A 22,668-nucleotide genomic window follows, 5' to 3' on the forward strand; every position below is an offset into this window, starting at 1 on the left:
GAGTGCCAAGTCAAAGGTTAAGAAAAGATTTCGAAAGTACGAAAAAATGTCGCTTTCCCATGATGCAGCGGAAACCCTTGCCTTGGATGCGCTGGGTTGGCTGGTGACCAACGACGAGGTATTGCCGGTATTCCTTGGCGCGACGGGGGCGTCTGTCGAAGATTTGCGCATCCGTGCCGGTGAGGCGGATTTCCTTGGATCGGTTCTTGAGTTTCTGACCATGGATGACACCTGGGTGGTGGCGTTCTGTGATCAGAAGGGATGTGGCTACGATCAACCTCTGATAGCGGCGCATGTGCTTTTGGGTACGGCGCGTATGCATTGGACCTGACACCCAATCGGGGTCGGTGAAAGCGCTTGTGTGACGTTGATCGGTGGGGCAAAGTCCGGCCAACACGACTTGCCACAACAGGATTATATGATGCGCGCGGATGGGGTTCTCTTTGACAAGGACGGCACGCTTTTTGATTTCGGGGCGACTTGGAACGCGTGGGCATATACCGCAATCCAAGAGTTTGCTTCTGGCGAGGCAGGACTGGCCGCGAAGATAGCCGAGGCACTTGCCTTTGATATGGATGCGCGCAGTTTTCGGGCCGACAGCTTTGTGATTGCGGGCACCAACCGCGAGGCTGCAGAGGCTGTGGCTGCGGTTGTGGCGGGCAGCGATGTGGATGCGATCGAGCGTAAATTGGCGGTTGATGCCGCCGAAGCGCCGCTTGCGCCAGCCGTGCCGCTTGCGCCCTATCTGAGCGGTTTGCGCGCCAAAGGTCTTAAGCTTGGCGTGATGACCAATGACAGCGCCTATTCGGCGAAGGCCCAATTGCAAAGCGCAGGCGTGACTGACCTGTTTGATTTTATTGCGGGATTTGACAGCGGTTATGGCGCCAAGCCTGATCCCGATCCGTTGTTGGCGTTTGCTGATCAGCAGGCGCTGGCGCCGGAGCGGGTCGTTATGGTGGGCGACAGCACCCATGATCTGATCGCGGGTCGGCGCGCGGGCATGCAAACAGTTGGCGTTCTGACAGGCATGGCGCCGAAAAATGAGCTTGCGCCTTATGCCGACGTGGTTTTGCCTGACATCGGCCATATCCCCGGATGGCTAACGACCTGATCCTTTCCTGTTTTCCCGCGCAAGCGCGCGGGCCACGCCCAACCTCTGGCAGGGGCCGTTTGGCCCCGAAGAGGACGGGAGCGCTTGGCTCGTGTGCCGTGCTGCGGCACTGAGGGCGAAAAAACGACAGCTTCTGTCGCAATCGCGCAGACTCCACTTGCCAGCCGCGCTTTGCTTGGGGCAGGTGACGACGGGAGGCTTTTATGGCGGACACAGACGGGCGCGCGCAGCGCAAGGGCGGACGGACCGGTGGACGAGCCGGTGGGCGGGCCGGTAAGGCCGCGCGGCGCGGCAAAGCGGGTGTCATCGAGCAAATGCCATGGCGGCTGCCGGTCAATATGGATCGCCCAACCGAGCCTCTGAGCCCTGAGGGTGTGCACGCCGTCCATGAAGGGTCGATGCGCATTCTTGAAGAGATTGGCATCGAGTTTTTCAATACAGAGGCCCGCGACATCCTGAAGGAGGCCGGGTGCTCTGTAGACGGGGACACGGTGCGCATGGGGCGCGATTTCGTGATGGAAATGGTCGCCAAAGCGCCGTCGAGCTGGACGTTGACCCCGCGCAATCCGGACCGTCAGATCACAATGGGTGAAAACCATATTCTATTTGGCAATGTGTCCAGCCCGCCCAACTATTGGGATATGGAGTTGGGCCGCAAAGTCACGGGCACGCGCGAGATGTGTGCGAACCTGTTTAAGCTGAGCCAGTATTTCAACTGCATCCACTTTGTTGGCGGCTATCCGGTGGAGCCGCAGGACATTCACGCCTCTGTGCGCCATCTGGACGTGCTTTATGACAAGCTCACTCTGACCGACAAAGTCGCTCACACTTATAGTCTTGGCAAAGAGCGGGTTGAGGATGCAATGGAGATGGTGCGCATCTCGGGTGGCTGGACAGATGAGGAATTTGAGGCCAGCCCAAAGCTCTACACCAACATCAACTCCACCTCGCCGCTGAAGCACGATGAGCCGATGATGGACGGGTGGATGCGTATGGCGCGGCGCAACCAAGGCCTTGTGGTCACGCCGTTTACGCTTGCGGGTGCGATGGCGCCAGTGACCATGTCGGGCGCTGTGGCGCAATCGCTGGCGGAGGCGCTCTGTGCTGTGGCCTTGGCGCAATACATCCGACCAGGGGCGGCCTGCGCAATTGGCACGTTTACCTCCAATGTCGACATGAAGTCCGGCGCACCGGCCTTTGGCACGCCTGAGTACATGCGCGCCACGCAAATGACCGGCCAAATGGCGCGGTTTTATGATCTGCCGATGCGGGCAAGCGGCGTTTGCGCGGCCAATGTTCCGGACGGCCAAGCCATGTGGGAGACCTCAAACAGCCTCTGGAGCGCGGTGCAATCGGGCGCCAATATGGTCTACCACGCGGCAGGCTGGCTTGAAGGCGGGCTGATTGCCAGTCCTGAGAAATTTGTCATGGATTGCGAAATTCTTCAGATGATACAGCGCTATATGGAGCCGGAACTCTGGGCCACGGGGCCGGAGGAGATCGCGATTGATGCGATCAAAGACGTCGGCAGCACCGGACACTTCTTTGGCATCCAGCACACACAGGATCGATATACCACCGCGTTCTACCAGCCGTTTGCCAGTGATTGGCGCAATTACGAGGCATGGGAGGCCGCAGGCGGCGTCTGGACGCCGGAACGCGCGCATCACATCTACAAGGATATCATCAACACCTTTGAGGCGCCTCCGATGGACGCGGCGATCCGCGAAGAGTTGGCGGCCTTTGTTGCGCGGCGCAAAGAAGAAGGCGGCGCACCAACAGATTTCTGAGTCAATTTACCACGTTGTTTTTCCACATAGTTTTGCGGTACTATCCCGCCAAATCTGTGGAGGCGGGCATGTATAGCGAAGACGGGCGAACCATGGCGGGACGCGTTGAGATGGCCATCGTTGGTGCGGTGGCGGGATTGGCGATGTGGGCGCTGTTGGACAAGGGCCGCGACATCGTAACGAACCCGCACGCGTATCTGGCAACGGTGTCCTTTGCTGCCGGTTTTTTTGCAGTTCTATTGGGGCTGAGCGGCCCGCATCGGGTGGCACGTGCAGCTTTGCCTGCGTTGCTGCTTGGTGGTGTCGGCGCACTTCTGATCACGTTGTCGGGGTTGCGGTTTGGCACACTGGACGAGATCGGCCAGGCGGGGCATCCCATTGCGGGATGGGCTTTGTTTCTGTGTATTGCCACACCGTTTGCAGCCGTCAGATTGGTGCAACACGAAAGCCTGACGGACTATGGCCGGCTGTTTGACACTAGCTGGAGCATTATGGTGCGCTACTCAGCCGGTTGGTTGTTTACGGGCATTTTGTTTGGCGTGGCGTTTTTGTCCCATGCCTTGTTGGACATTGTCGGCATCACGATCATCGAAGATCTTTTGGAACACGAGCCAGTCCTGTGGGCATTTGTTGGTTTTTCACTGGGGCTTGGCTTGTCGGTCGTGCACGAGCTGCGGCAATATTTGTCGCCTTACCTGTTGTTGCGGATGTTGCGCATGCTGGTGCCGGTGGTGCTGGTTGTGGTGGCGGTTTTTGCTGCGGCTGCTTTGTTTCAAGGGCCTGACCAGCTGTTCGGTAGCCTGAGCCGTGCAGCGACGCTTCTGGCGGTCGCGTTGGTGATGATTTCCTTGATCAGTATCGCGCTGGATCGCAGCGATGCGGATGCACTTGAACCACGCTGGATGCGGCTGGCAACGGCGGCTTTGGCGATGCTCTTGCCGGTGATCGCGGCGCTTGCGGTTTACGCGATCTGGCTGCGGGTTGCACAATATGGCTGGACGCCGACACGCTTGTTGGCGGCGGCGGTGGCGTTTGTCATAGTGCTGTACGGGGTGGCCTATCCGGTGTGCGTAGTGATGGGGGCCAGCTGGATGGCGCGGGTGCGTCGGGCCAATGTCTGGATTGCGGGGGCGACCCTAGTTTCAATCGCGGCGTGGATGTCGCCAGCTTTGAATGCCGAGCGAATTTCCACATCAAATCAGGTGGCACGGGCAGAAAGTGGTGCGGTGCGCCCTGATCAAGCGCCGCTTTGGGAAATGCAGCATGAGTGGGGCAAGGCCGGCCGGGCTGGGTTTGCGGTGTTGCAAACCTCTGACAATGATGTGCTGGCGAAAGCGGCGGACGAGGCCGCAAATGGACAGCAGCAAAGGCGCGAAGATCAGAAGGCTCACAAAATCCAACAATTGTTGGACGTGTTGGTTGTTCTGCCTGAGGGAGAAGCAATCACCGCCGAACAGATTAGCAATATGGGAATGTGGAAGTTGGACAGTTTGGCAGACTGTGGAGAAGCCCTTGAGGCGCGGTGCGTTTTGGTTTTTGGCGACTTTGATCCAACCAGTGACGCGCGGCAGGGTGTTTTGTTGCAAGCTATCTCCGGGCGGTCTGAGTGGCGTCGCTGGCTGGTGACACTCTATCCCGACTCAGTTGAACTGCAGGGTCGGGAACGCGTTGATAGCCTGACGGCTGCACATATCCAAAAGCTTGTCGACGGGGAGTACCGCGTCGCCCCTTCCAGCCTTAATTCCCTTTGGATCGGCGATCTCGAAATATTACCGGCCAAGTAGCGGTGTTGGGACTTTTTTAACCTCGCTGTGGCTTTATCCTTGCGAGAACGATTGAGGTGAACAGATGCATGGTCTGATCAACAGAGCCATACAGTGTTTTGTGCGCGACAGCTATGGACAGCGCCGGTGGGTGGATGTGACCCGTTTGGCGGAACTTGAAATCATCGATTTCGAGGCGATGCTGCATTATGAGGACAGCACAACAAAGGCGTTGATTGCCTCTATTGCTAAGTTGTTGGGCGTTCCCGAAGAAACCGTGCTTGAGGATCTGGGAACTTACCTTGTGTCGCATCCCAATGTTGAGGCGCTGAGGCGTCTGTTGCGGTTTGGCGGCGTGAACTTTGTCGAATTCCTGCATTCGCTCGATGATTTGCCCGAGCGTGCGAGATTGGCCGTGGATGACCTGACCATGCCGGGACTGGAGCTTGAAGAACACAGCCCGGAAAAGTTCAGCCTGCGATGCTCCTATGACTATATCGGATTTGGCCACGTCATCATCGGGGTTCTCAGAACGATGGCAGATGATTATGGTGCGCTTGTGTTCCTTGAGCACAGTGGCGTTAAAGATGGCGTCGAGGTTATTGATATAACGTTGATTGAAACCGCCTTTGCCAGTGGCCGTGAGTTCGATTTGGGCGCGCGTGCGGAATAGGGTACGAGTATGACGGATACGCAAGACATGCTTCAGATGTTGGACGTTTTATGTCCAATGCACGTCCAATTGGACGTCGACGGGCGGATTTCCCATGCGGGCCCGACGTTGCAAAAACTGTATCCGGATTTGGCTTTGTCTGGGCAAAGTTTTCTCGATGTATTCGAGTTGAGCCGCCCGAAGCGCATCACGAATATGAAAGACTTGCTTGCAACGGCAGGACAAAAATTGCACCTGCGCAAGCGCTTGCAGCCACTCACCGGCCTCAAGGGTGTTCTGGTGCCGATGCCTACGATTGGCGGCGCGATGGTGAACCTCGGGTTTGGCATTTCGATTTTGGACGCGGTGAGCGACTATGACCTGAATGCCGCGGATTTTGCCGCGACCGATCTGACAATTGAAATGCTGTATTTGGTGGAAGCAAAATCCGCCGCGATGGAAGCGTCGCGCAAGCTGAACCTGCGCTTGCAGGGGGCGATGATTGCCGCCGAAGAACAAGCCTTCACTGACACGTTGACCGGCTTGAAGAATCGCCGCGCGCTGGAGCATATCCTGCCGCGCATGGTTAAGGATTGCACCCCCTTTGGGCTGATGCAGGTCGATCTGGATTTCTTTAAGCAGGTGAATGATGCTCTTGGCCACGCGGCTGGGGACGCTGTGTTGCAACATGTGGCACGGGTTCTGGTGGAATCCAGCCGTGATGAAGATTGCGTTGCGCGCGTTGGCGGGGATGAATTTGTACTGGTGTTTCACGGCACCACGGATGTCGAGATCATGGGACGCATTGCGGAGCGCATCATCTCGGAAATCGAAAAGCCTGTGCCGTTCCGCGATTCTGTTTGCAAAGTGTCCGCCAGCGTTGGCATTGCGATGTACGCCGGCTGCGGCGAAACCGATATGGATCAGTTGCTGAGTGATGCGGACACAGCGCTCTATGCCTCCAAACACGCTGGGCGGTCGACGTATCGCATGTTTGACCCGCAGATGCGTGAATCCGGCCCGTTGGCCGGTTAACGGGCGATACGCTGGCGGCATTCGCCTGACATGTAATCCACAAACAACCGGATTTTCGGATCCTGAAACTTGCGATGCGGGTAGAGACAGCCGAAGGCGGCTGGCAGGGGCGGCGTGTCGGGCAGTACTTCGACCAAGTCACCACTGTTCAAATGCTGCGCAACGTCAAACCGCACTTTGTTGGCGATTCCAGCCCCTTCCAGAGCCCACTGGGTCAGAACGTCGCCGTCATCCGCATCAAATCGGCCTTTAGCCTCGATCTTGCGCGGGCCTTTGTCGGTTTGCAGGGTCCAAAAATACTCGGGTGAACGGGGAAACCGCAGCAGCAGGCAATTGTGACTTTTCAAAAGTTCATCCGGTGTTTTCGGAATTCCGGCGCGGGCCAGATAGTCGGGCGCGGCGACAAGTACACGGTCACAATCTGCGATCTTGCGCAGCTTGAAGTTGCTGTCTTTCAGTTCACCAAGAACAAAGGCCACGTCCATCCCGTCTTCCAGTAGATCGACTTTGCGGTCAGAAAGCCGCAAGCGGACGTCCACATCCGGGTAGGCTTCTGAAAACGCAGGGATCAATGGTGCGATGATGCGTCGACCGACGCCAAGCGGCGCGGTCACGCGAATGGTGCCTCTCGGGTGGTCGGAGAAATCGGCAACCACCGCTTCGGCCTCCTCCAAGGCTTCGATCACCTTGCGGGCATGATCGTAAAAAACCTTGCCCACTTCTGTGGGAGAAAGATTGCGGGTTGTGCGATTAAACAACCGCGCGCCGAGGCGGCCTTCCAATTCTTTGATGCGGTTTGAGGCCACCGCAGGCGTCAGACGTAGATCGCGTCCGCCTGATGTGATGGATCCGAGTTCCACAACACGCACGAACACGCGCAGGCTTTCTAGATAAGGCATGATCTCTCTCCGCAGCGGTTTTCACGGGCATCTTGCCCGATTTTACGCATTCTAGCAGTGAAAGAGGGATACATTTTCAATCAAATATTGAAATAGATTTGCAAAAACCCGCGTATCATCCCCCTATCAAGGGGTTTTACACTGCTTCCAAGGGCACCCTTGGTGCCGCCGGAATGCCAGCCTAAGAACAGGGAACAGCCAATGACGCAGGGCGCAAAGGTCCGCACCGAGATCCGTTTTGTCCTTAATGGCCGTCAGATGCGGCTGTCGGACGTGGGTGCTGATGATACATTGCTGGATTTTCTGCGCATTGATCAGCGCCTGACCGGGACCAAAGAGGGCTGCGCCGAAGGGGACTGCGGCGCTTGCACGGTGATGGTGGGACGACTGACGCCCGAGGGGCTGCGATATGAGGTGGTGAATGCTTGCATTCGCTTTCTGGCCTCCTTGGACGGCTGTCATGTCGTGACAATTGAATACCTCGGCGGACCAAACGGGCGGCTTAGTCCGGTACAGCAAGCCATGGTGGATCATCACGGAAGCCAATGCGGGTTTTGCACGCCGGGCATCGTGATGTCGCTCTATGCCCTGTGGATGGAACATGAACGGCCCAGCGTGCCGCAGGTGGAAGTCGCCTTGCAGGGCAACCTGTGTCGCTGCACCGGCTATGCCCCAATCATTCGTGCGGCGCAGGCGGTGACGGAGTACGGCACCACCACTGCTGAGCATCTGACGATGGAACGAGACACAGTGACAACCATGTTGCAGGCTGTGCGCGACGGTGCGCGGGTCGAGGTCGCGAAAGAGGGTAACCGTGCGATCCTACCTGCGGATGTGGATGATTTGGCCGTCGTTCTGGAAGCTGAACCAAACGCGACGATTGTTGCTGGCAGCACAGATGTGGGGCTGTGGGTTACCAAATTTCTCAAGCGAATTTCTCCGGCGGTGTTTGTGGGCCATCTGGAAGGACTGAAATCCTTGGAGGTTCAGCAGGACGCGATCACGTTTGGCGGGGGCGTGACTTATACAGAGGCGCAGGACGTGATTGCGCAGTATTATCCGCATCTAAGCGATTACTGGGATCGCATCGCCGGCTGGCAGGTGCGCAACATGGGCACAATTGGCGGCAACATCGCCAATGGGTCTCCGATTGGGGACACGCCACCGGTTTTGATTGCTTTGGGCGCGTCGATCACACTGCGTAAAGGCGATGTGCGGCGGGTTTTGCCGCTGGAAGATTTCTTTGTGGCCTATGGCAAGCAGGACCGCGCCGACGGTGAATTTGTCGAGAGCATCACAGTGCCGCGTATCCGCGATGGGCATCACGCGGCCTATAAAATTTCCAAGCGGCGCGAGGAGGATATCTCTTCGGTGGCGGTGGGTATGGCCGTGCAAGTCGATGCAGGCGTGATCTCCGAAGCTGTGCTGGCATTTGGCGGCATGGCGGCGACGCCAAAGCGCGCCGCAGCGGCGGAGGCAGCGATGATCGGACAGCCGTGGTCTGAGGCGACACTGCTGGCGGCCGCTGCGAAGTTGCCTGACGATTTCCAACCGCTTGATGATATGCGGGCTTCGGCTGCTTATCGAATGACGGTGGCGCAGAACCTATTCCAGCGCTTTTGGCTGGAGCAATCCCGTGCTGAGGCGCAGCTGATGGCGGAGGGTCTGTGATGTCTGAGACTGATTCTATCAAAGGCGGTGTGCACCGCGATATGGCCCACGATAGCGCGGCCAAGCATGTGACAGGCGCGGCGGATTATACCGACGACATAGCCGAGCCCATTGGCACGTTGCACGCCTATTTCGGAACCTCGGATGTGGCGCATGCGCGGATCACATCGGTTGACCTGGCCGCTGTACGTGCGGCCCCCGGCGTGGTGGGCGTGCTGACTGCGGAGGACGTCCCCGGCGTCAATGATGTCAGTCCAACAGGCCGGCATGACGAGCCGCTTTTTGCCAAAGACACTATCGAGTTCTGGGGGCAAGTGGTCTTCGCGGTTGTCGCCGAAAGCCGGGACGAAGCGCGACGCGCGGCAAGTTTGGCGCAGATCACTTATGAGACATTGGCGCATGTCACGGAAGCGGACGAGGCCATTGCCAAAGGGTATCCTGATGTAACCGCCCCCATGACGCTGCAACGCGGAGATATTGCCAAGGGGCAGGCCGAGGCGACCCATCGTATCAATGGGCAGATGCGGATTGGCGGGCAGGACCATATGTACCTTGAGGGGCACATCGCCTTTGCCATGCCCGGAGAAGACGACGATGTGGTGGTGCATTGCTCCACCCAGCATCCCAGCGAAGCACAGCATATGGTGGCGCATGTTCTGGGCGTACCAAACAACGCTGTGGTGGTGAACGTGCGGCGCATGGGCGGCGGGTTCGGCGGCAAAGAAAGCCAAATGAACCAGTTCGCGGCCACAGCAGCTTTGGCAGCCAAGCGATGGAAAAGGCCGGTGAAAATCCGCCCTGACCGCGATCAGGACATGGAAAGCACCGGCAAGCGGCATGATTTTGTGGTCGATTATGATGTGGGCTTTGCAGACGATGGCCGCATCACAGCTGTTGACGCGCAATTTGCGGCGCGCTGTGGCTGGTCGTCAGATCTGTCGGGGCCTGTCACGGATCGGGCGCTGTTTCATGCCGACAACGCCTATTTCTACCCGCATGTACGGCTGAAAAGTCGCCCGATGAAAACCAACACCGTGTCCAACACGGCGTTTCGCGGGTTTGGTGGGCCGCAGGGCGTCGTAGGCGCGGAGCGCATGATCGAAGAGATCGCCTATGCCTTGGGCAAAGACCCGTTGGAGGTGCGCAAGGCGAACTTCTATGGGGACACGGACCGCAATATTACGCCCTACCATCAAGAGGTTGAGGACAACGTCATTGAGCGACTGGTGGATGAGCTTGAGCGGAGTTCCGACTATCAGGCACGACGCCAAGCGGTATTGGATCACAACGCCAAGGGCGGCATCATTCGCAAAGGCATCTCTCTAACGCCGGTGAAATTCGGGATCAGCTTTACGGCGACGTGGTTCAATCAGGCGGGCGCGTTGGTGCATGTCTATAACGATGGCTCGATTATGCTCAACCACGGCGGCACAGAGATGGGGCAGGGGCTGAACACCAAGATAGCCCAAGTGGTGGCCGAGGCGTTTCAAGTTGATATCGACCGGATCAAGATCACCAAGACGACAACCGAGAAGGTGCCGAACACCTCCGCCACGGCGGCCTCATCGGGCACGGACCTGAATGGGATGGCCGCGCTGGATGCCTGTGATCAGATCAAAGCGCGACTGGTGTCGTGGGCGGCTGAGGCGTGGGATGTGGCCGAGGATGCAGTGGTTTTTGTCGCCAATGCCGTGCGCGTAGGCGAACAGGAAATCGCGTTTAAAGACTTTATCTCAAAAGCTTACATGGCGCGTGTGCAGCTATCGGCGGCCGGGTTTTACAAGACCCCGAAAATCCATTGGGATCGTGAAAAGGGTCAGGGGCGGCCGTTTTACTATTTTGCGTATGGCGCGGCTGTGGCGGAAGTGTCGGTGGACACTTTGACCGGCGAATACCGTGTGGATCGCGCGGATGTGCTGCATGACGTTGGCAAGTCGCTGAACCCAGTGTTGGACAAAGGGCAGGTCGAAGGTGCCTTTGTGCAAGGTTTGGGCTGGCTGACGTCTGAGGAACTTGTTTGGGACGACAAGGGGCGGCTTAGAACCCATGCGCCAAGCACCTACAAGATTCCGTTGGCGGGCGATATCCCACGGGAATTCAACGTAAAACTGGCGGACTGGTCCGAAAACCGTGAGTTGACGATCAAGCGATCCAAAGCGGTGGGAGAGCCGCCGTTCATGTTGCCGATCTGCGTGTTTGAAGCGCTTGGCATGGCCGTGGCGTCGGTGGCGGACTATCGTGAGTGCCCGCGGCTGGATGCGCCGGCAACGCCGGAACGGGTGTTGATGGCGGTGGAGCGGTTGAAGGCGTGAAACCCGCAGATATCATAGCGTTTTTGCAAATCGATCTCCCTGTTGTGGAAGTGTCGCTTACGCGTGTGCGGGGGTCTTCGCCACGTGAGGAAGGTGCTGTGATGTATGTGTCGCGCTCAGGTATGGCAGGCACAATTGGTGGCGGGCAGCTGGAGTATATGGCGCTGGATGAGGCGCGTAAGCTGCTGAAATCCTGCGAGAATGCTGCGAAGATGGATGTGCCGCTCGGGCCGGAGATTGGCCAGTGCTGCGGTGGTCGGGTTGAGATATCCTTGAGCGTGATGGGCGCGCATGCGCGGGTCGCGGCAACGGCGCGGGCTGCGGCAGACGCCGCCGCTTTGCCGCATGTTTATGTGCTGGGCGCAGGGCATGTGGGGCGGGCTTTGGTCAATGTGTTTCAGCACATGCCGGTTGCGTGTCATCTGGTGGACAGCCGCTCAGAAGAGCTGGGCATGAGCCATGCTGATGTGGCCAAATCCCTGACAGCGTTGCCAGAATCTTTGGTGCGCTTAGCCCCAAAAGGCAGCGCTTTCATTGTGTTGACCCATGACCACGCGCTTGATTTTCTATTGGCGGCTGAGGCTTTGGCGCGCGGGGATGCGGCCTATGTCGGCATGATCGGATCGGCCACGAAACGCAGCAAATTTGCCAGTTTTGCCAAAGCACAGGAAAGCTTGGACGCGCAGGCATTGGTCTGCCCTATCGGCGCCTTGGGCAGCGGTGACAAGCGCCCCGAAGTGATCGCAGCTGCGGTGGTGGCAGAGGTGATGGCGGTTTTGACGGCCACATCTGTTGTGGCGCACGCAACAAGCTGAAACTTCGAAAAAACAGGTTCGGTATCGCGTCGGTATTGCGACTGTAACGCGTCGGTGCCGTTTTCGACCCGCTTAGCGGCGATAGGTCAAGGCCAGGGCAATGGCGTGACGCAGTGCGTCTGTATCGAGCGGTGCATCCAGTGGGACATATAGCGCCCGATTGCCGTCGTAGGCGAACGCATCGCCAAACCGCTCACGCCACGCCTCGACCACGGTTGTCTGGCAATGCACCAGCATGGCGATGCGATCTGGCGTGTCAGCGGACCAGCCAAGGCGGATCGGAGTGCCGTCGCGCTTGGGCGGCGCAAAACTGGGTTGGCCCCATTTCAGACTTTCCTCTATCGGCAAGGCACCTGCTTCGGCGGCCGTGTCGCAAATCAAATCCCGCAAGACCCGCATGCCATCCTGCGGCGCCTTTGGAAGCGCCGCAAACGCCGGAGCGATCTGGGTCGGCAGGGGGTTTGCGGTTTTGGTCATGGCAGAACAACGATGTTGCCGGTGTGCTTTTTGTCGATGAAAGCCGACTGCGCGTCTTTGAGATCTGCCAACGGATAGGACGCGGCAAGTGCCGGGCGAATGTCGCCAGCCTCGATATAGCGGATCAGATTGGGCATGACCGACAGGTCGATCACAGTGGATCCGGTGAACGTCAGGTCGCGCAGATAAAGCGTGCGCAAATCAAGCTCGACCATCGGGCCTGCAATGGCGCCCGATGTGGTCAAGCGACCACCGCGTTCCAGCATGTCCACCAGAGTTGGCCAGAAGTCTCCACCGACCACGTCGGCCAGCACGGTGATCTTTTCATCGCCAAGGGCTGCGCGCAGGTTGTCGGGTGCGCGTGGCAGGACGACGTCCGCGCCAAGGGCGGCGACGTCGGCGTGTTTTGCCTCTGATGCCAGCGCGATCACCCGCGCGCCGCGCCGCTTGGCCAACTGGATCACCGCGCCGCCAACCCCGCCGGAGGCGCCAGGCACAAGCACCGTGTCCGCTGCTGTGACGTGCGCGCGTTCCAGCATGCCTTCGGCGGTAGAGTAAGAGCAGGAGAATGTCGCCAGTTCCGCGTCCGACAGGGAGCAGTTTACAGCCAGCGCGTTGCGGGCGGGCATGACGGTGAACTGGGCAAAGCCGCCATCCATCTCGGAGCCGAAATAGCCGGTTTTGTTTTTGTCCAGAAGGTCATCGGGATCGCGTATCCAGCAATCGGTGATGATGCGCTCGCCGATGCGGGCCATATCGACGCCTTCGCCAACGGCAACAATTGTGCCGCAGACATCCGCGCCCTGGATGCGAGGGAAGGTGATCGGTGCCCCGCCCCAGCTGGGGTCATCACCATCGGGCGTTTCATCGGTGGCGGTTTCGGTCGCGCCGGTGACGGCCTTGGAATACCAGCCCGCGCGTGTGTTCACGTCGGTGTTGTTCATGCCGCATGCGCCGACACGTACCAGAACCTGACCGGCCGCGGGCGTCGGCACTGGCCAATCGGTGCGCCATTCATACGCGTCCAGATCGCCGTGGCCGGTGAGAATCATCGCGTTCATGGTGGTGGGCAGGGTCATGGCTGTGTCCTTTGCGTTCTGCTGGACGTGAGAAAACCACGGAGGGCGGAAAACTGATATACCGAAAACGACACGGTTGCATAAAGCCTGCGTTATGACCCGAGCAGCTCTCCCGTTTCCATTGCACGCGGATTACGATATCGCAAAGCTACCCCAGTTTAGCCGGACATTGATTATGCACACCCCGCTCCCCATGACCCGAGATCTTGTCCTTGTGGGCGGTGGCCACACCCATGCGTTGGTGTTGCGCATGTGGGGGATGAAGCCTTTGGCCGGTGCGCGGCTGACGTTGATAAATCCGGGACCAACGGCGCCGTATTCCGGTATGTTGCCGGGCCATATTGCCGGACATTATTCACGCGACGAGTTGGAGATTGATCTGGTCCAGTTGGCTCGGTTTGCTGGCGCGCGTCTGATCATGGCGCCGGCCACGGGTATTGATCCGGAGGCCAAAACCATCAGCGTCGCGGGGCGCGGCAAAATCTCTTATGATGTGGCCTCGTTGGATGTGGGCATTCATGGGGAAATGTCATCGCTCGCTGGATTTTCAGAACATGGCGTCGGGGCCAAACCGCTGGATGTTTATGCCGCGAAATGGGCGACGTTTCTTGATCAGGCATCTGGAGAGATCACGCCTGATGTCGCCGTGATTGGCGGCGGCGTGGCGGGCGTGGAATTGGCGTTGGCGATGGCACATGCGCTCAAGGCCAAGGGCGCTGTGCCCAAGGTGCACGTGATCGAGGCGTCTGAGCAGATCACGCGCCAGACGGCAGGCGCGGAGGCACCCTTGCGCAAGGCGATGGCGCGGTTGGGCGTCAAAGTGGTGACGCACGCGGCGGTGGCGGAAATCACTTCAGATGCGGTGATCTTGGCGGACGGCCGCCGTGTAGCCAGCCATTTCACAGTGGCGGCGGCGGGTGGATTTGCCCACCCTTGGTTGGCCCGTGCGCCTTTGCCGTTGACCGAGGGCGGCTTTGTGCGCGTGGATCACAGCCTTTTGGCCGAAGGGTTTGACGATTTGTTTGCCGCAGGCGACTGCGCCGAATTGGTGGACACGCCGCGCCCCAAAGCAGGGGTGTTTGCGGTGCGCGCCGCGCCGGCGCTGGCGCGGAATTTGCGGGCCGCGTTGACGGGCGCAAAGATGCAAAAGTTCAAGCCACAGGAAGATTACCTCAAGCTGATTTCGTTGGGTGGCAAGAAGGCGTTGGTGTCCAAGTGGGGGCGGACGTTTGCCGGAACCGGCCTGAAGGCGCCGTTGTGGCGCTGGAAAAACCACATCGACCGCAAATTCATGCGCCAATTCGTCAATCTGCCGCAGATGGCCGTGCCCAAGCCGCCGCGCGACGTGGCGCTGGGGCAGGCGGCAACGCAGCCGCTGTGTGGCGGCTGTGGCTCTAAGGTGGGCGCCGCCACCTTGTCAGAGGCTTTGATGCAAGTGCCCCGCGAGGGCCGCGCTGATGTGCTGGCAGGCCCAGGCGATGACGCGGCGGTGTTGCGCGTGGGCGGGGCAGAGCAGGTGGTAACAACCGATCATCTGCGCGGATTTATCGAAGATCCGGGCCTGATGGCGCGGATTGCGGCGGTGCATGCGCTGGGCGATATCTGGTCGATGGGCGCGGTCCCGCAGGCGGCGTTGATGTCGATCACCCTGCCGCACATGGCAGAGCCGCTGCAGGCCCGCACGATGGAGGAGATTTTGCGTGGGGCTGGCGAGGTGTTGAGCGCAACAGGTGCCGAGATCGTCGGGGGGCATTCCGCGATGGGCGCTGAGTTGAGCATTGGTCTGACGCTCACCGGTTTGTTGGACGGGCCGGCCATCACCAACGCGGGCGCGCGGACCACAGATGCGCTGATTTTGACGCGACCGATCGGGTCCGGCACGGTTTTGGCAGCGGAGATGCAGGGCAAGGCGCGTGGGCGCGATGTGGCGGCGATGTTGGCGGTCATGGCGACGCCACAAGGCGACGCAGCGGATGTCTTGCAAGGCGCAACTGCGAAGACCGATGTGACCGGCTTTGGTCTGGCGGGGCATTTGATGGCGATCTGCCGCGCGTCAGGCGTGGCGGCAGAGGTCGATCTGGACGCGGTGCCGATCTATGCGGGGGCGGAGGCGCTCGCAGCGGCGGGGCATCGCAGCACGATCTATCAAAACAACGTGGATGCCGCGCCGGTTGTTGGCGAGGAGAGCGCCAAGTCGGCGTTGTTGCACGATCCGCAGACGGCGGGTGGCTTGTTGGCGGCTGTCGCAGCCGATCAGGCGGCGGCGTTGGTGGCGCAGCTGCGCAGTCTGGGGCATGACGCGGCGGTGATCGGGCGGCTCAAAGAGGGGGCGGCGTCGATCACTCTGACGCAATGATTTTTGCGGCGGTGGCAGCGAGGGTGTCCTCGGACAGATCCGGCAAATCAAGCGGCTGCGCATCCGGCGCATGGGCGCGCGAGATGCGGCTGTAGCGCGGATCATAGTGGGTTTCGATCAGCTGTTGCGCCAAGGTTTCATAGTCGCCCGCGAGTGCCAACGCGTTCCAAGTCTCGACCTGTTCATGGCCATGATATCGCGTGAGTTGGCCAAGGATATCGGTCAACCGGTCACTGTCGGCAATCATGTCAGGATAGGCGGTCAACAGATGGCTGGTTCGGGCCGCAAGCGGCGCGGTCACGCGCAGGTTGGGCGCGGCGATCATGGCTTGCCACAGCACCGGCGGGATGATCAGGCGGCCGATTTTAGAGCTTTCAGCCTCGACATAAACTGGACGATCGGGTGTCAGTTTGGCCATGCCCATCGCCAGACGGCTTTCGAAGGCTTTCTGGCTGGGCTGCGTGTCGCTCATTGGGCCAAACAGAGAGCCGCGATGTTCGGCCATGGCCTCAAGATCCAGCATCTGCGCGCCTTGTTCGGCGAGGTGATGCAACAGGCGGGTCTTGGCCGTTCCTGTGCCGCCGTCGATGACCACAACGGGGCAAGGCATCACGGCGTCATAAAGTGCTTTGGAGACCATGCGGCGGTAAGATTGGTAGCCGCCCTCGACCGTGTCCGCGCGCCAGCCAATCTGTTTGAGAATAATCGCAACCGAGCCCGAGCGTTGCCCGCCGCGCCAGCAATAGACCAGTGGTTTCCAGCCGCCGAGGCGATCAGATAGCGGGCCTTCGAGATGGGTTGCGACGTTGCGCGAGACCAGTGCGGCGCCAATTTTTCGGGCTTTGAACGGGTCGTCCTGCACATAGATCGTGCCCACGCGAGCGCGTTCTTCGTTGCTGAGCGCAGGCAGTGATATGGCTCCGGGAATGTGGTCTTCGGCATATTCTGCCGGGGAGCGGACGTCGATGATCTCGTCAAACGGCAGAGAGGCGAGGTCGGAAAGCTGGGTCAGCGCGAGGGGCATGGGGGCGTCCGGTTGTCAGGGTGTGACCTGAGTAGTCGGTTTGGGCGTGGTGGGAAAGAGGCGCTGTCCGTTGACAAGGGGAGCGGGCGGCCCGGGGCTTGCGCCACGGGCCAACGGATCAGGAAGCCACCATTGTCAGCAGCTCATATTCGGCGACTTGCTCGTCGTTCTGATTGGTCAGGGTCACGTGCCAGCGGACTTCGCCATACTCCTCATTACGTTTGGTCTTTTTCTTGACTGTCAGGCGCACTTTGATGGCGTCACCGGCGGACACCGGTTTCATGAACCGCAGACCGTCAAGGCCGGTGTTTGCCAGCACGGGGCCCTCGTTGGGTTCGACAAACAGGCCCGCGGCGAAGGACAGTAGCAGATAGCCATGCGCCACACGGCCCGGGAAGAACGGGTTTCGCTTGGCGGCGGCGTCGTCCATGTGGGCATAGAAGGTATCGCCGGTGAAGGTGGCGAAGTGTTCAATGTCGTCCAGTGTCACCGTGCGCGGCGCGCTGTTGAGGGTTTCCCCAACCGCCAGTTCGCCAAATTTGCGGGTGAATGGATGCGCGCCCGCGGATGTTTCTGCGGCGCCGGCCACCCATTGGCCAGTCACGCCGGTAAGGATGTCGGGGCTGCCCTGAATTGCGGTGCGTTGCATGAAGTGTTTCACGGCGCGAATGCCGCCGAGCTCTTCACCGCCGCCTGCGCGACCCGGGCCACCGTGCACCATGTGCGGCAACGGGGACCCGTGGCCGGTGCTCTCGCCCATGCTGTCGCGGTTGTTGAAGTAGAGACGACCGTGGAAGGCGCCTGCGCCAAGCGCGACGTCGCGGGCGACCTCGGTGTCATGGGTGATGACGGAGGCCACAAGCGAGCCTTGGCCGCGGTTTGCCAGCGCGATGGCGTGATCCAGATCGCGGTAGCCCATGATGGTTGAGACAGGACCGAAGGCTTCGGTGTCATGCACGGCTGTGGCGGTGTCGGGCTGATCGCAGAAAAACAGCATCGGTGGGACGAAGGCGCCTTTGTCGGCGTCGGCACCCTGCACGGCAAAATCGTCCGGATCGCCATAGACGCGGGTGGCCTCTGTGGCGAGATGCGCGGCTTTTTCCAGCACGTCGCGCTTTTGGCTCGCAGAAACAAGCGCCCCCATGCGGGTGGTTTCAAGGCGGGGATCACCGATCACGGTTTTATCGAGTCGGGCTGAAAGTGCGTCAATCACCGCCTCGGTGACGTCTTCGGGCGTGATGATGCGGCGGATCGCGGTGCATTTTTGACCTGCTTTGGTGGTCATTTCGCGGCTGACTTCTTTGATGAAAAGATCAAATTCCGGCGTGCCAGGTAGAGCGTCGGGCCCAAGGATCGAGCAATTCAAGCTGTCAGCTTCGGCTGTGAAACGCACGGAATTTCCAAGGATCAGCGGGTTTGAGCGCAGTTTTAACGCAGTGTCGGCGGAGCCTGTGAAGGCCACGGCATCCTGACAAGTGAGATGGTCGAGCATGTCGCCCAAACCGCCGGCGACAAGCTGTAGCGCGCCGTCGGGCAGGATATTGCTTTCCGCCATGATACGTACGGCGAGTTCGGTGACATAGCAGGAAGACGTGGCGGGTTTTACAATGGCCGGAACCCCCGCGAGCAGGGTGGGGGCGAGCTTTTCCAGCATGCCCCAAACCGGAAAGTTGAAGGCGTTGATGTGCACTGCGACGCCTTGCAACGGGGTGCAGATGTGTTGACCCAGAAAAGTGCCGTTGCGCGACAGCTGTTCGATCTCGCCATCTACATAGATCTGCGAATCCGGCATTTCTTTGCGGCCTTTGGAGGCAAAGACCATCATGGTGCCGATGCCGCCGTCGATGTCGATCAGGTGATCGGCCTGCGTGGCGCCGGTGTCAAAGGAGAGCTGATACATAGCGTCGCGGTGTTCGCGCAGATGCAGCGCCAAGGCTTTGAGCATGCGGGCGCGGTCGTGGAAGGTCATGCGACGCAATGCAGGGCCGCCCACGTCACGCGCATAGGCCAGCATTCCCTGCACATCCAGCGCGTCGTTGCCGGCAGTAGCGATCACGTCGCCGGTGATGGCCGACGCGATGTTGCGCGCGCCCGATCCGGGGGCAACCCACGCACCTTTGGCAAAACTGGATACATTTTGAATGGTCATAACGTGCTCTCCCCTTGACGCTGCGCCGTGTTCCGCCTTTTATTGACCAACCGTTCGGTCAATGCAAGCGGCGGTGCGCGATGTTGGGGAGGATATCATGGCAAATTTGACAGGACAGGCGCGGGCGGAGGCCTCAGCGCAAGCGATGTGGGAGAGTGACCGCGCAAGTCAGTATCTGGGCATGCAGATTGTCGAGGTGGGCGAGGGGCAAGCGACCTTGCAGATGACGGTGCGGCCGGAGTTTTGTAACGGACACGGCATATGTCATGGCGGTCTGACGTTTACTCTGGCGGACAGCGCCTTTGCCTTTGCGTGCAACAGCCGCAATCAGGCGACTGTGGCGCAGCACAATCAGGTCAGCTATCTCGCGCCGGGGCGCGAGGGAGACGTGTTGACGGCAACGGCGCGCGAAGTTTCGCTGAGCGGGCGCAGCGGGCTTTATGATGTGACCGTGACCAATCAAGACGCCGTGGTGATTGCAGAATTCCGTGGCGCCTCCCGCGCGATCCGTGGACAGTTGTTTGAAGAATAAGACGCATTCGTGCGGAGGAGAACGATCATGAAAGACCTGTCACCACGGCCCGAAGAGCTGGACCCGATTGAGATTGCATCTGTGGATGAAATCCGTGGGCTGCAACTGGAGCGGCTGAAGTGGTCGCTGCACCATGCCTATGACAATGTGCCAATGTACAAATCGCGTTTTGACGAGGCCGGTGTGCATCCAGATGATCTTACGTCTCTGAGTGATCTGGCGAAATTCCCGTTCACCTACAAAGAGGATCTGCGCGCGAATTACCCCTTTGGCCTGTTGGCTGTGCCGCGCGAGCAGATCATGCGACTGCATGCGTCATCCGGAACCACGGGCAAGCCGACCGTGGTGGGTTATACCGCAAAAGACATCGACAATTGGGCGGACCTGATGGCGCGCAGCCTGCGGGCATCGGGGCTTCGGGCGGGTGACATGGTGCACAACGCTTATGGCTATGGGCTGTTCACCGGCGGTCTGGGCGCGCATTATGGCATTGAGCGGCTGGGCGCGACGGTGGTGCCGATGTCGGGCGGGCAGACCGACAAACAGGTCGGGCTGATCACCGATTTCCAGCCTGACGGAATTATGGTCACGCCGTCTTATATGCTCAACATCCTTGAGGCGTTCCGCAAGGCGGGGCTGGACCCGCGGGAAAGCTCGCTGAAGGTTGGCGTTTTTGGTGCTGAGCCGTGGACGGACAGCATGCGCAAGGAAGTCGAGGACGCCTTTGATATGCATGCGGTGGATATTTACGGGCTGAGCGAGATCATGGGGCCTGGGGTTGCCAATGAATGTGTGGAAACCAAAGACGGGCCGGTGATCTGGGAGGATCATTTCTATCCCGAGATTATTGATCCGGTGACGGGTGAAGTTGTGGAGGACGGGCAGGAGGGTGAACTGGTGTTTACCACGCTGACCAAAGAAGGTCTGCCGATGATCCGCTATCGCACCCGTGATCTGACCCGTCTTATGCCCGGTACAGCGCGATCGATGCGGCGAATGGCCAAGATCACCGGTCGCAGCGACGACATGATTATCTTGCGCGGCGTGAACGTGTTTCCGAGTCAGATTGAGGAGCAGGTCCTCGCGACGGGGGGACTCGCGCCCTACTATCAGATCGAACTCTTTAAGTCGGGTCACATGGATGCAATGCGCGTCAAGGTTGAAGCGACGCCGGATGCTGCCGATAATTTGTCAAAAAATGCCTCTGCGCGCATGTTGACCAAGAGAATTAAAGATATCGTAGGAGTTTCCACCGAAATCATCGTAGGAGACTCAGGCGATGTCGAACGCAGCCAAGGCAAGGCGCGTCGAGTCGTCGACAACCGAGACAAGGAGTGAGTTGTGGCGCGAACTATTGCAAAAGACCACGATCAGAAACGTAGCCATATCCTAGACACGGCGGCAAAGAAGTTTGCCACCGAAGGGTATGATCGTGTGTCGATGACCAAGTTGGCCGCAGCCTGTGGGGTCTCCAAGGCCACGATTTATCACTATTACACGAGCAAAGAGGCCATCCTGTTTGACGCGTTGGACACCTATCTGCACGACTTGCGTGATCGGGTCTGTGCGTTGGATGTGGAGTCCGAGGCTCCGGAAGAAGCACTGTATCATGTGGTGCGTGAAATCCTGATGGCCTATGAAGGTTCGGATGAAATCCATCGCGTGCAAACCACCAATTTGAGCAACTTGAGCGGGGATCAGCAAGCCATTCTTCGGGTCTACCAGCGTGACCTGGTTGAGTTTCTCAGCAAGGTTGTGGAGCGCAATGCACAGGGTGTGTTTGCGGGCGATAAGGAAAAACTGCGCGGCATCACTATGTCGATCTTTGGCATGTTGAACACATATTACATGTGGGAACACGCTGCGACGCGGACGGACCGAGAAACCTATGCGTTGTTGGTCACCGACATTCTGTTGCGTGGCGTGCGCGGACTTTAAAGCCAGCAATCTGAAGTGCTATGTCTTAGGCCGGAGGGGTTACTTCGGCCTTTTTTGCGCGCGCATGCGGCGGCGGGAATGTGATGTCATAGGTCCAGTTAAAGGCGTAGGCATAGGTCACGAAGAACAGCGACAGGCCAACATCGAGCACAAAGGCGGGCCAGAAGGCGAGGTCAAGCCACCACATCGCCAGAATCGTGCCAACGATCAGCAAGCCGGATTCAAACAGCACCGCGTGTATGGCGCGGATCATCGGGCCGCGCGGGGCAAAATTGCGGTATTTGCGATCCCAGAGATCAAACAGCCAATTGTAGATCAGGTTCCAAAGCATCGCCAAAAGGCTCATCATCAGGCCAAAGGCGCCAAACATATGGACGTCGAATTCGGAAAACAGTGCCGCGCCTGTCACCAGAAGCGCAAGCGCGATGCCTTCAAACAGGATCATATGTCGGATGCGGTCGGCAAGTGTGCGCATGGTCAGGCGGCCTTGGGCGTGAGGGGCATTACCCCCGTTTAGTCGCGTTTGTAGGGGAGAATGGCAAGCCGGATATCGAGGCTATGGCAGTCTGTGCGTGATCCATGTGGCCAATTCGGTCTGAAAAAAGGCTTTGACGCATCATTGTTCGCGGCTAATTTGTCCGGATTTGAAAAAGCAATTGGTGAAAAATGTTTCATAGATCTGTTTTAGGAATGGCGGCAGCTGCTGCTTTGAGTCTGATGCCTGTGGCAGCAAAAGCTGACCCGTCTTTTGGCTTTGGGATAAGTTTTATTATTGGCGGAGACGTGTCCATCGGCGTTCGGGTGTTTTCTGATGACGAGGCAGAACGCGGCGCGTTGGCGCTGGGCCTGGACTACAAGCTGCGCGGCAAGGCATGGCGGCCCAACATCGGCGCCGCTTATCTGGACGAGGATTTCTACGTTGATCTCAGCCTTGGTCTTGATCTTTCTACCAACGAGCTGGACTACGGAATCGGGCTGGGGCTGACCAGCAATGTGGACGCACCCGCCGGAGCCACGGGGCCGGGACCGGGACCGGGGCCGACCGATCCCTCTATCTAAGGCCCA

20 protein-coding genes are annotated in these 22,668 nt (G+C 59.2%); 14 read left to right on the forward strand and 6 right to left on the reverse strand.

The window, feature by feature from the left end:
* Window positions 1–46 precede the first annotated feature (46 nt).
* The 6 genes from PG871_RS10100 (at window position 47) to PG871_RS10125 (ending at window position 6,351) form a co-directional block, all read left to right on the forward strand.
* Window positions 47–331: a DUF3572 domain-containing protein gene (locus PG871_RS10100; RefSeq protein WP_270729055.1), complete on the forward strand. Its 285-nt coding sequence runs from the start codon at window positions 47–49 to the stop codon at window positions 329–331.
* An 87-nt stretch (window positions 332–418) separates the two neighbouring features.
* Window positions 419–1,111, forward strand: coding sequence for an HAD family hydrolase (locus tag PG871_RS10105; RefSeq protein WP_270730859.1), 693 nt, complete (start codon window positions 419–421; stop codon window positions 1,109–1,111).
* Window positions 1,112–1,314: 203 nt separating this feature from the next.
* On the forward strand, window positions 1,315–2,901 hold the full coding sequence (locus PG871_RS10110; protein ID WP_270729057.1) for a trimethylamine methyltransferase family protein: 1,587 nt from the start codon (window positions 1,315–1,317) through the stop codon (window positions 2,899–2,901).
* 68 nt (window positions 2,902–2,969) lie between these two features.
* On the forward strand, window positions 2,970–4,685 hold the full coding sequence (locus PG871_RS10115; protein WP_270729058.1) for a DUF4153 domain-containing protein: 1,716 nt from the start codon (window positions 2,970–2,972) through the stop codon (window positions 4,683–4,685).
* Between the two features lie 64 nt (window positions 4,686–4,749).
* Window positions 4,750–5,337, forward strand: a complete 588-nt coding sequence (locus tag PG871_RS10120) for a heme NO-binding domain-containing protein (RefSeq protein ID WP_270729059.1) — start codon at window positions 4,750–4,752, stop codon at window positions 5,335–5,337.
* A 9-nt stretch (window positions 5,338–5,346) separates the two neighbouring features.
* The gene (locus PG871_RS10125; RefSeq protein WP_270729061.1) at window positions 5,347–6,351 is read left to right on the forward strand and encodes a diguanylate cyclase; all 1,005 of its coding nucleotides are present in this window, start codon (window positions 5,347–5,349) and stop codon (window positions 6,349–6,351) included.
* Here PG871_RS10125 and PG871_RS10130 read toward each other — a convergent pair.
* On the reverse strand, window positions 6,348–7,250 hold the full coding sequence (locus tag PG871_RS10130; RefSeq protein WP_270729063.1) for a LysR family transcriptional regulator: 903 nt from the start codon (window positions 7,248–7,250) through the stop codon (window positions 6,348–6,350). The two genes, PG871_RS10125 and PG871_RS10130, sit on opposite strands and share 4 nt — an antisense overlap.
* A gap of 201 nt (window positions 7,251–7,451) precedes the next feature.
* On the opposite strand from PG871_RS10130, the gene xdhA reads away from it, so the two are divergent.
* From xdhA to xdhC, 3 genes are read left to right on the forward strand one after another with little or no spacing between them, the layout of a single operon-like run.
* Complete coding sequence (xdhA, locus tag PG871_RS10135) at window positions 7,452–8,921, forward strand: xanthine dehydrogenase small subunit (protein ID WP_270729064.1); 1,470 nt, start codon at window positions 7,452–7,454, stop codon at window positions 8,919–8,921.
* Complete coding sequence (xdhB, locus tag PG871_RS10140; RefSeq protein ID WP_270729066.1) at window positions 8,921–11,233, forward strand: xanthine dehydrogenase molybdopterin binding subunit; 2,313 nt, start codon at window positions 8,921–8,923, stop codon at window positions 11,231–11,233. Before xdhA ends, xdhB begins: the two co-directional genes overlap by 1 nt.
* Window positions 11,234–11,256: 23 nt before the next feature.
* A complete protein-coding gene (xdhC, locus tag PG871_RS10145; RefSeq protein ID WP_270729068.1) occupies window positions 11,257–12,048 on the forward strand; it encodes a xanthine dehydrogenase accessory protein XdhC in 792 nt (263 codons plus the stop codon).
* A 72-nt stretch (window positions 12,049–12,120) separates the two neighbouring features.
* Here the strand turns inward: xdhC and PG871_RS10150 are convergent, their stop codons facing one another.
* Complete coding sequence (locus PG871_RS10150) at window positions 12,121–12,525, reverse strand: DUF1801 domain-containing protein (protein ID WP_270729069.1); 405 nt, start codon at window positions 12,523–12,525, stop codon at window positions 12,121–12,123.
* Window positions 12,522–13,604, reverse strand: a complete 1,083-nt coding sequence (locus PG871_RS10155) for an alcohol dehydrogenase family protein (RefSeq protein ID WP_270729070.1) — start codon at window positions 13,602–13,604, stop codon at window positions 12,522–12,524. The genes PG871_RS10150 and PG871_RS10155 overlap by 4 nt, the downstream gene beginning before the upstream one ends.
* A 193-nt stretch (window positions 13,605–13,797) precedes the next feature.
* Between PG871_RS10155 and selD the strand changes: the two genes are divergently transcribed.
* Window positions 13,798–15,960, forward strand: coding sequence for a selenide, water dikinase SelD (gene selD, locus PG871_RS10160; protein ID WP_270729072.1), 2,163 nt, complete (start codon window positions 13,798–13,800; stop codon window positions 15,958–15,960).
* Here selD and mnmH read toward each other — a convergent pair.
* Together mnmH and paaZ are read right to left on the reverse strand one after the other, a co-directional pair.
* Complete coding sequence (gene mnmH, locus PG871_RS10165; protein WP_270729073.1) at window positions 15,944–16,984, reverse strand: tRNA 2-selenouridine(34) synthase MnmH; 1,041 nt, start codon at window positions 16,982–16,984, stop codon at window positions 15,944–15,946. The two genes, selD and mnmH, sit on opposite strands and share 17 nt — an antisense overlap.
* 118 nt (window positions 16,985–17,102) lie before the next feature.
* Window positions 17,103–19,133 (reverse strand): phenylacetic acid degradation bifunctional protein PaaZ, encoded by a 2,031-nt coding sequence (gene paaZ, locus PG871_RS10170; RefSeq protein ID WP_270729074.1) that lies wholly within the window; start codon window positions 19,131–19,133, stop codon window positions 17,103–17,105.
* Window positions 19,134–19,239: 106 nt separating this feature from the next.
* Here paaZ and paaI point away from each other — a divergent pair, with 106 nt between their 5' ends.
* Genes paaI through PG871_RS10185 form a run of 3 tightly spaced genes read left to right on the forward strand, consistent with a single transcriptional unit; the run spans window position 19,240 to window position 21,603 of the window.
* Window positions 19,240–19,665, forward strand: a complete 426-nt coding sequence (gene paaI / locus PG871_RS10175) for a hydroxyphenylacetyl-CoA thioesterase PaaI (RefSeq protein WP_270730861.1) — start codon at window positions 19,240–19,242, stop codon at window positions 19,663–19,665.
* Between the two features lie 27 nt (window positions 19,666–19,692).
* Entirely contained in the window at window positions 19,693–21,003 is a 1,311-nt protein-coding gene (gene paaK, locus PG871_RS10180; RefSeq protein ID WP_270729075.1) for a phenylacetate--CoA ligase PaaK, read from the forward strand.
* A 3-nt stretch (window positions 21,004–21,006) separates the two neighbouring features.
* Window positions 21,007–21,603, forward strand: a complete 597-nt coding sequence (locus PG871_RS10185) for a TetR/AcrR family transcriptional regulator (RefSeq protein WP_270729076.1) — start codon at window positions 21,007–21,009, stop codon at window positions 21,601–21,603.
* Window positions 21,604–21,628: 25 nt separating this feature from the next.
* Here PG871_RS10185 and PG871_RS10190 read toward each other — a convergent pair whose 3' ends face one another.
* Window positions 21,629–22,078, reverse strand: a complete 450-nt coding sequence (locus PG871_RS10190) for a PACE efflux transporter (RefSeq protein WP_270729077.1) — start codon at window positions 22,076–22,078, stop codon at window positions 21,629–21,631.
* 191 nt (window positions 22,079–22,269) lie between these two features.
* Here PG871_RS10190 and PG871_RS10195 point away from each other — a divergent pair, with 191 nt between their 5' ends.
* The gene (locus tag PG871_RS10195; protein WP_270729079.1) at window positions 22,270–22,662 is read left to right on the forward strand and encodes a hypothetical protein; all 393 of its coding nucleotides are present in this window, start codon (window positions 22,270–22,272) and stop codon (window positions 22,660–22,662) included.
* Window positions 22,663–22,668: the final 6 nt, after the last annotated feature.

Source organism: Shimia sp. Alg240-R146 (assembly GCF_947331465.1).
Lineage (GTDB): Bacteria > Pseudomonadota > Alphaproteobacteria > Rhodobacterales > Rhodobacteraceae > Shimia.

Coding starts and splice junctions, on each gene's coding strand:
- PG871_RS10190 (WP_270729077.1), bottom strand. CDS start 22,078: ATGCGCACACTTGCCGACCGCATCCGACATATGATCCTGTTTGAAGGC.
- xdhA (WP_270729064.1), top strand. CDS start 7,452: ATGACGCAGGGCGCAAAGGTCCGCACCGAGATCCGTTTTGTCCTTAAT.
- PG871_RS10130 (WP_270729063.1), bottom strand. CDS start 7,250: ATGCCTTATCTAGAAAGCCTGCGCGTGTTCGTGCGTGTTGTGGAACTC.
- xdhB (WP_270729066.1), top strand. CDS start 8,921: ATGTCTGAGACTGATTCTATCAAAGGCGGTGTGCACCGCGATATGGCC.
- PG871_RS10155 (WP_270729070.1), bottom strand. CDS start 13,604: ATGACCCTGCCCACCACCATGAACGCGATGATTCTCACCGGCCACGGC.
- PG871_RS10115 (WP_270729058.1), top strand. CDS start 2,970: ATGTATAGCGAAGACGGGCGAACCATGGCGGGACGCGTTGAGATGGCC.
- PG871_RS10110 (WP_270729057.1), top strand. CDS start 1,315: ATGGCGGACACAGACGGGCGCGCGCAGCGCAAGGGCGGACGGACCGGT.
- PG871_RS10195 (WP_270729079.1), top strand. CDS start 22,270: ATGTTTCATAGATCTGTTTTAGGAATGGCGGCAGCTGCTGCTTTGAGT.
- PG871_RS10120 (WP_270729059.1), top strand. CDS start 4,750: ATGCATGGTCTGATCAACAGAGCCATACAGTGTTTTGTGCGCGACAGC.
- PG871_RS10125 (WP_270729061.1), top strand. CDS start 5,347: ATGACGGATACGCAAGACATGCTTCAGATGTTGGACGTTTTATGTCCA.
- paaZ (WP_270729074.1), bottom strand. CDS start 19,133: ATGACCATTCAAAATGTATCCAGTTTTGCCAAAGGTGCGTGGGTTGCC.
- PG871_RS10150 (WP_270729069.1), bottom strand. CDS start 12,525: ATGACCAAAACCGCAAACCCCCTGCCGACCCAGATCGCTCCGGCGTTT.
- PG871_RS10100 (WP_270729055.1), top strand. CDS start 47: ATGTCGCTTTCCCATGATGCAGCGGAAACCCTTGCCTTGGATGCGCTG.
- paaK (WP_270729075.1), top strand. CDS start 19,693: ATGAAAGACCTGTCACCACGGCCCGAAGAGCTGGACCCGATTGAGATT.
- selD (WP_270729072.1), top strand. CDS start 13,798: ATGACCCGAGATCTTGTCCTTGTGGGCGGTGGCCACACCCATGCGTTG.
- mnmH (WP_270729073.1), bottom strand. CDS start 16,984: ATGCCCCTCGCGCTGACCCAGCTTTCCGACCTCGCCTCTCTGCCGTTT.
- PG871_RS10105 (WP_270730859.1), top strand. CDS start 419: ATGATGCGCGCGGATGGGGTTCTCTTTGACAAGGACGGCACGCTTTTT.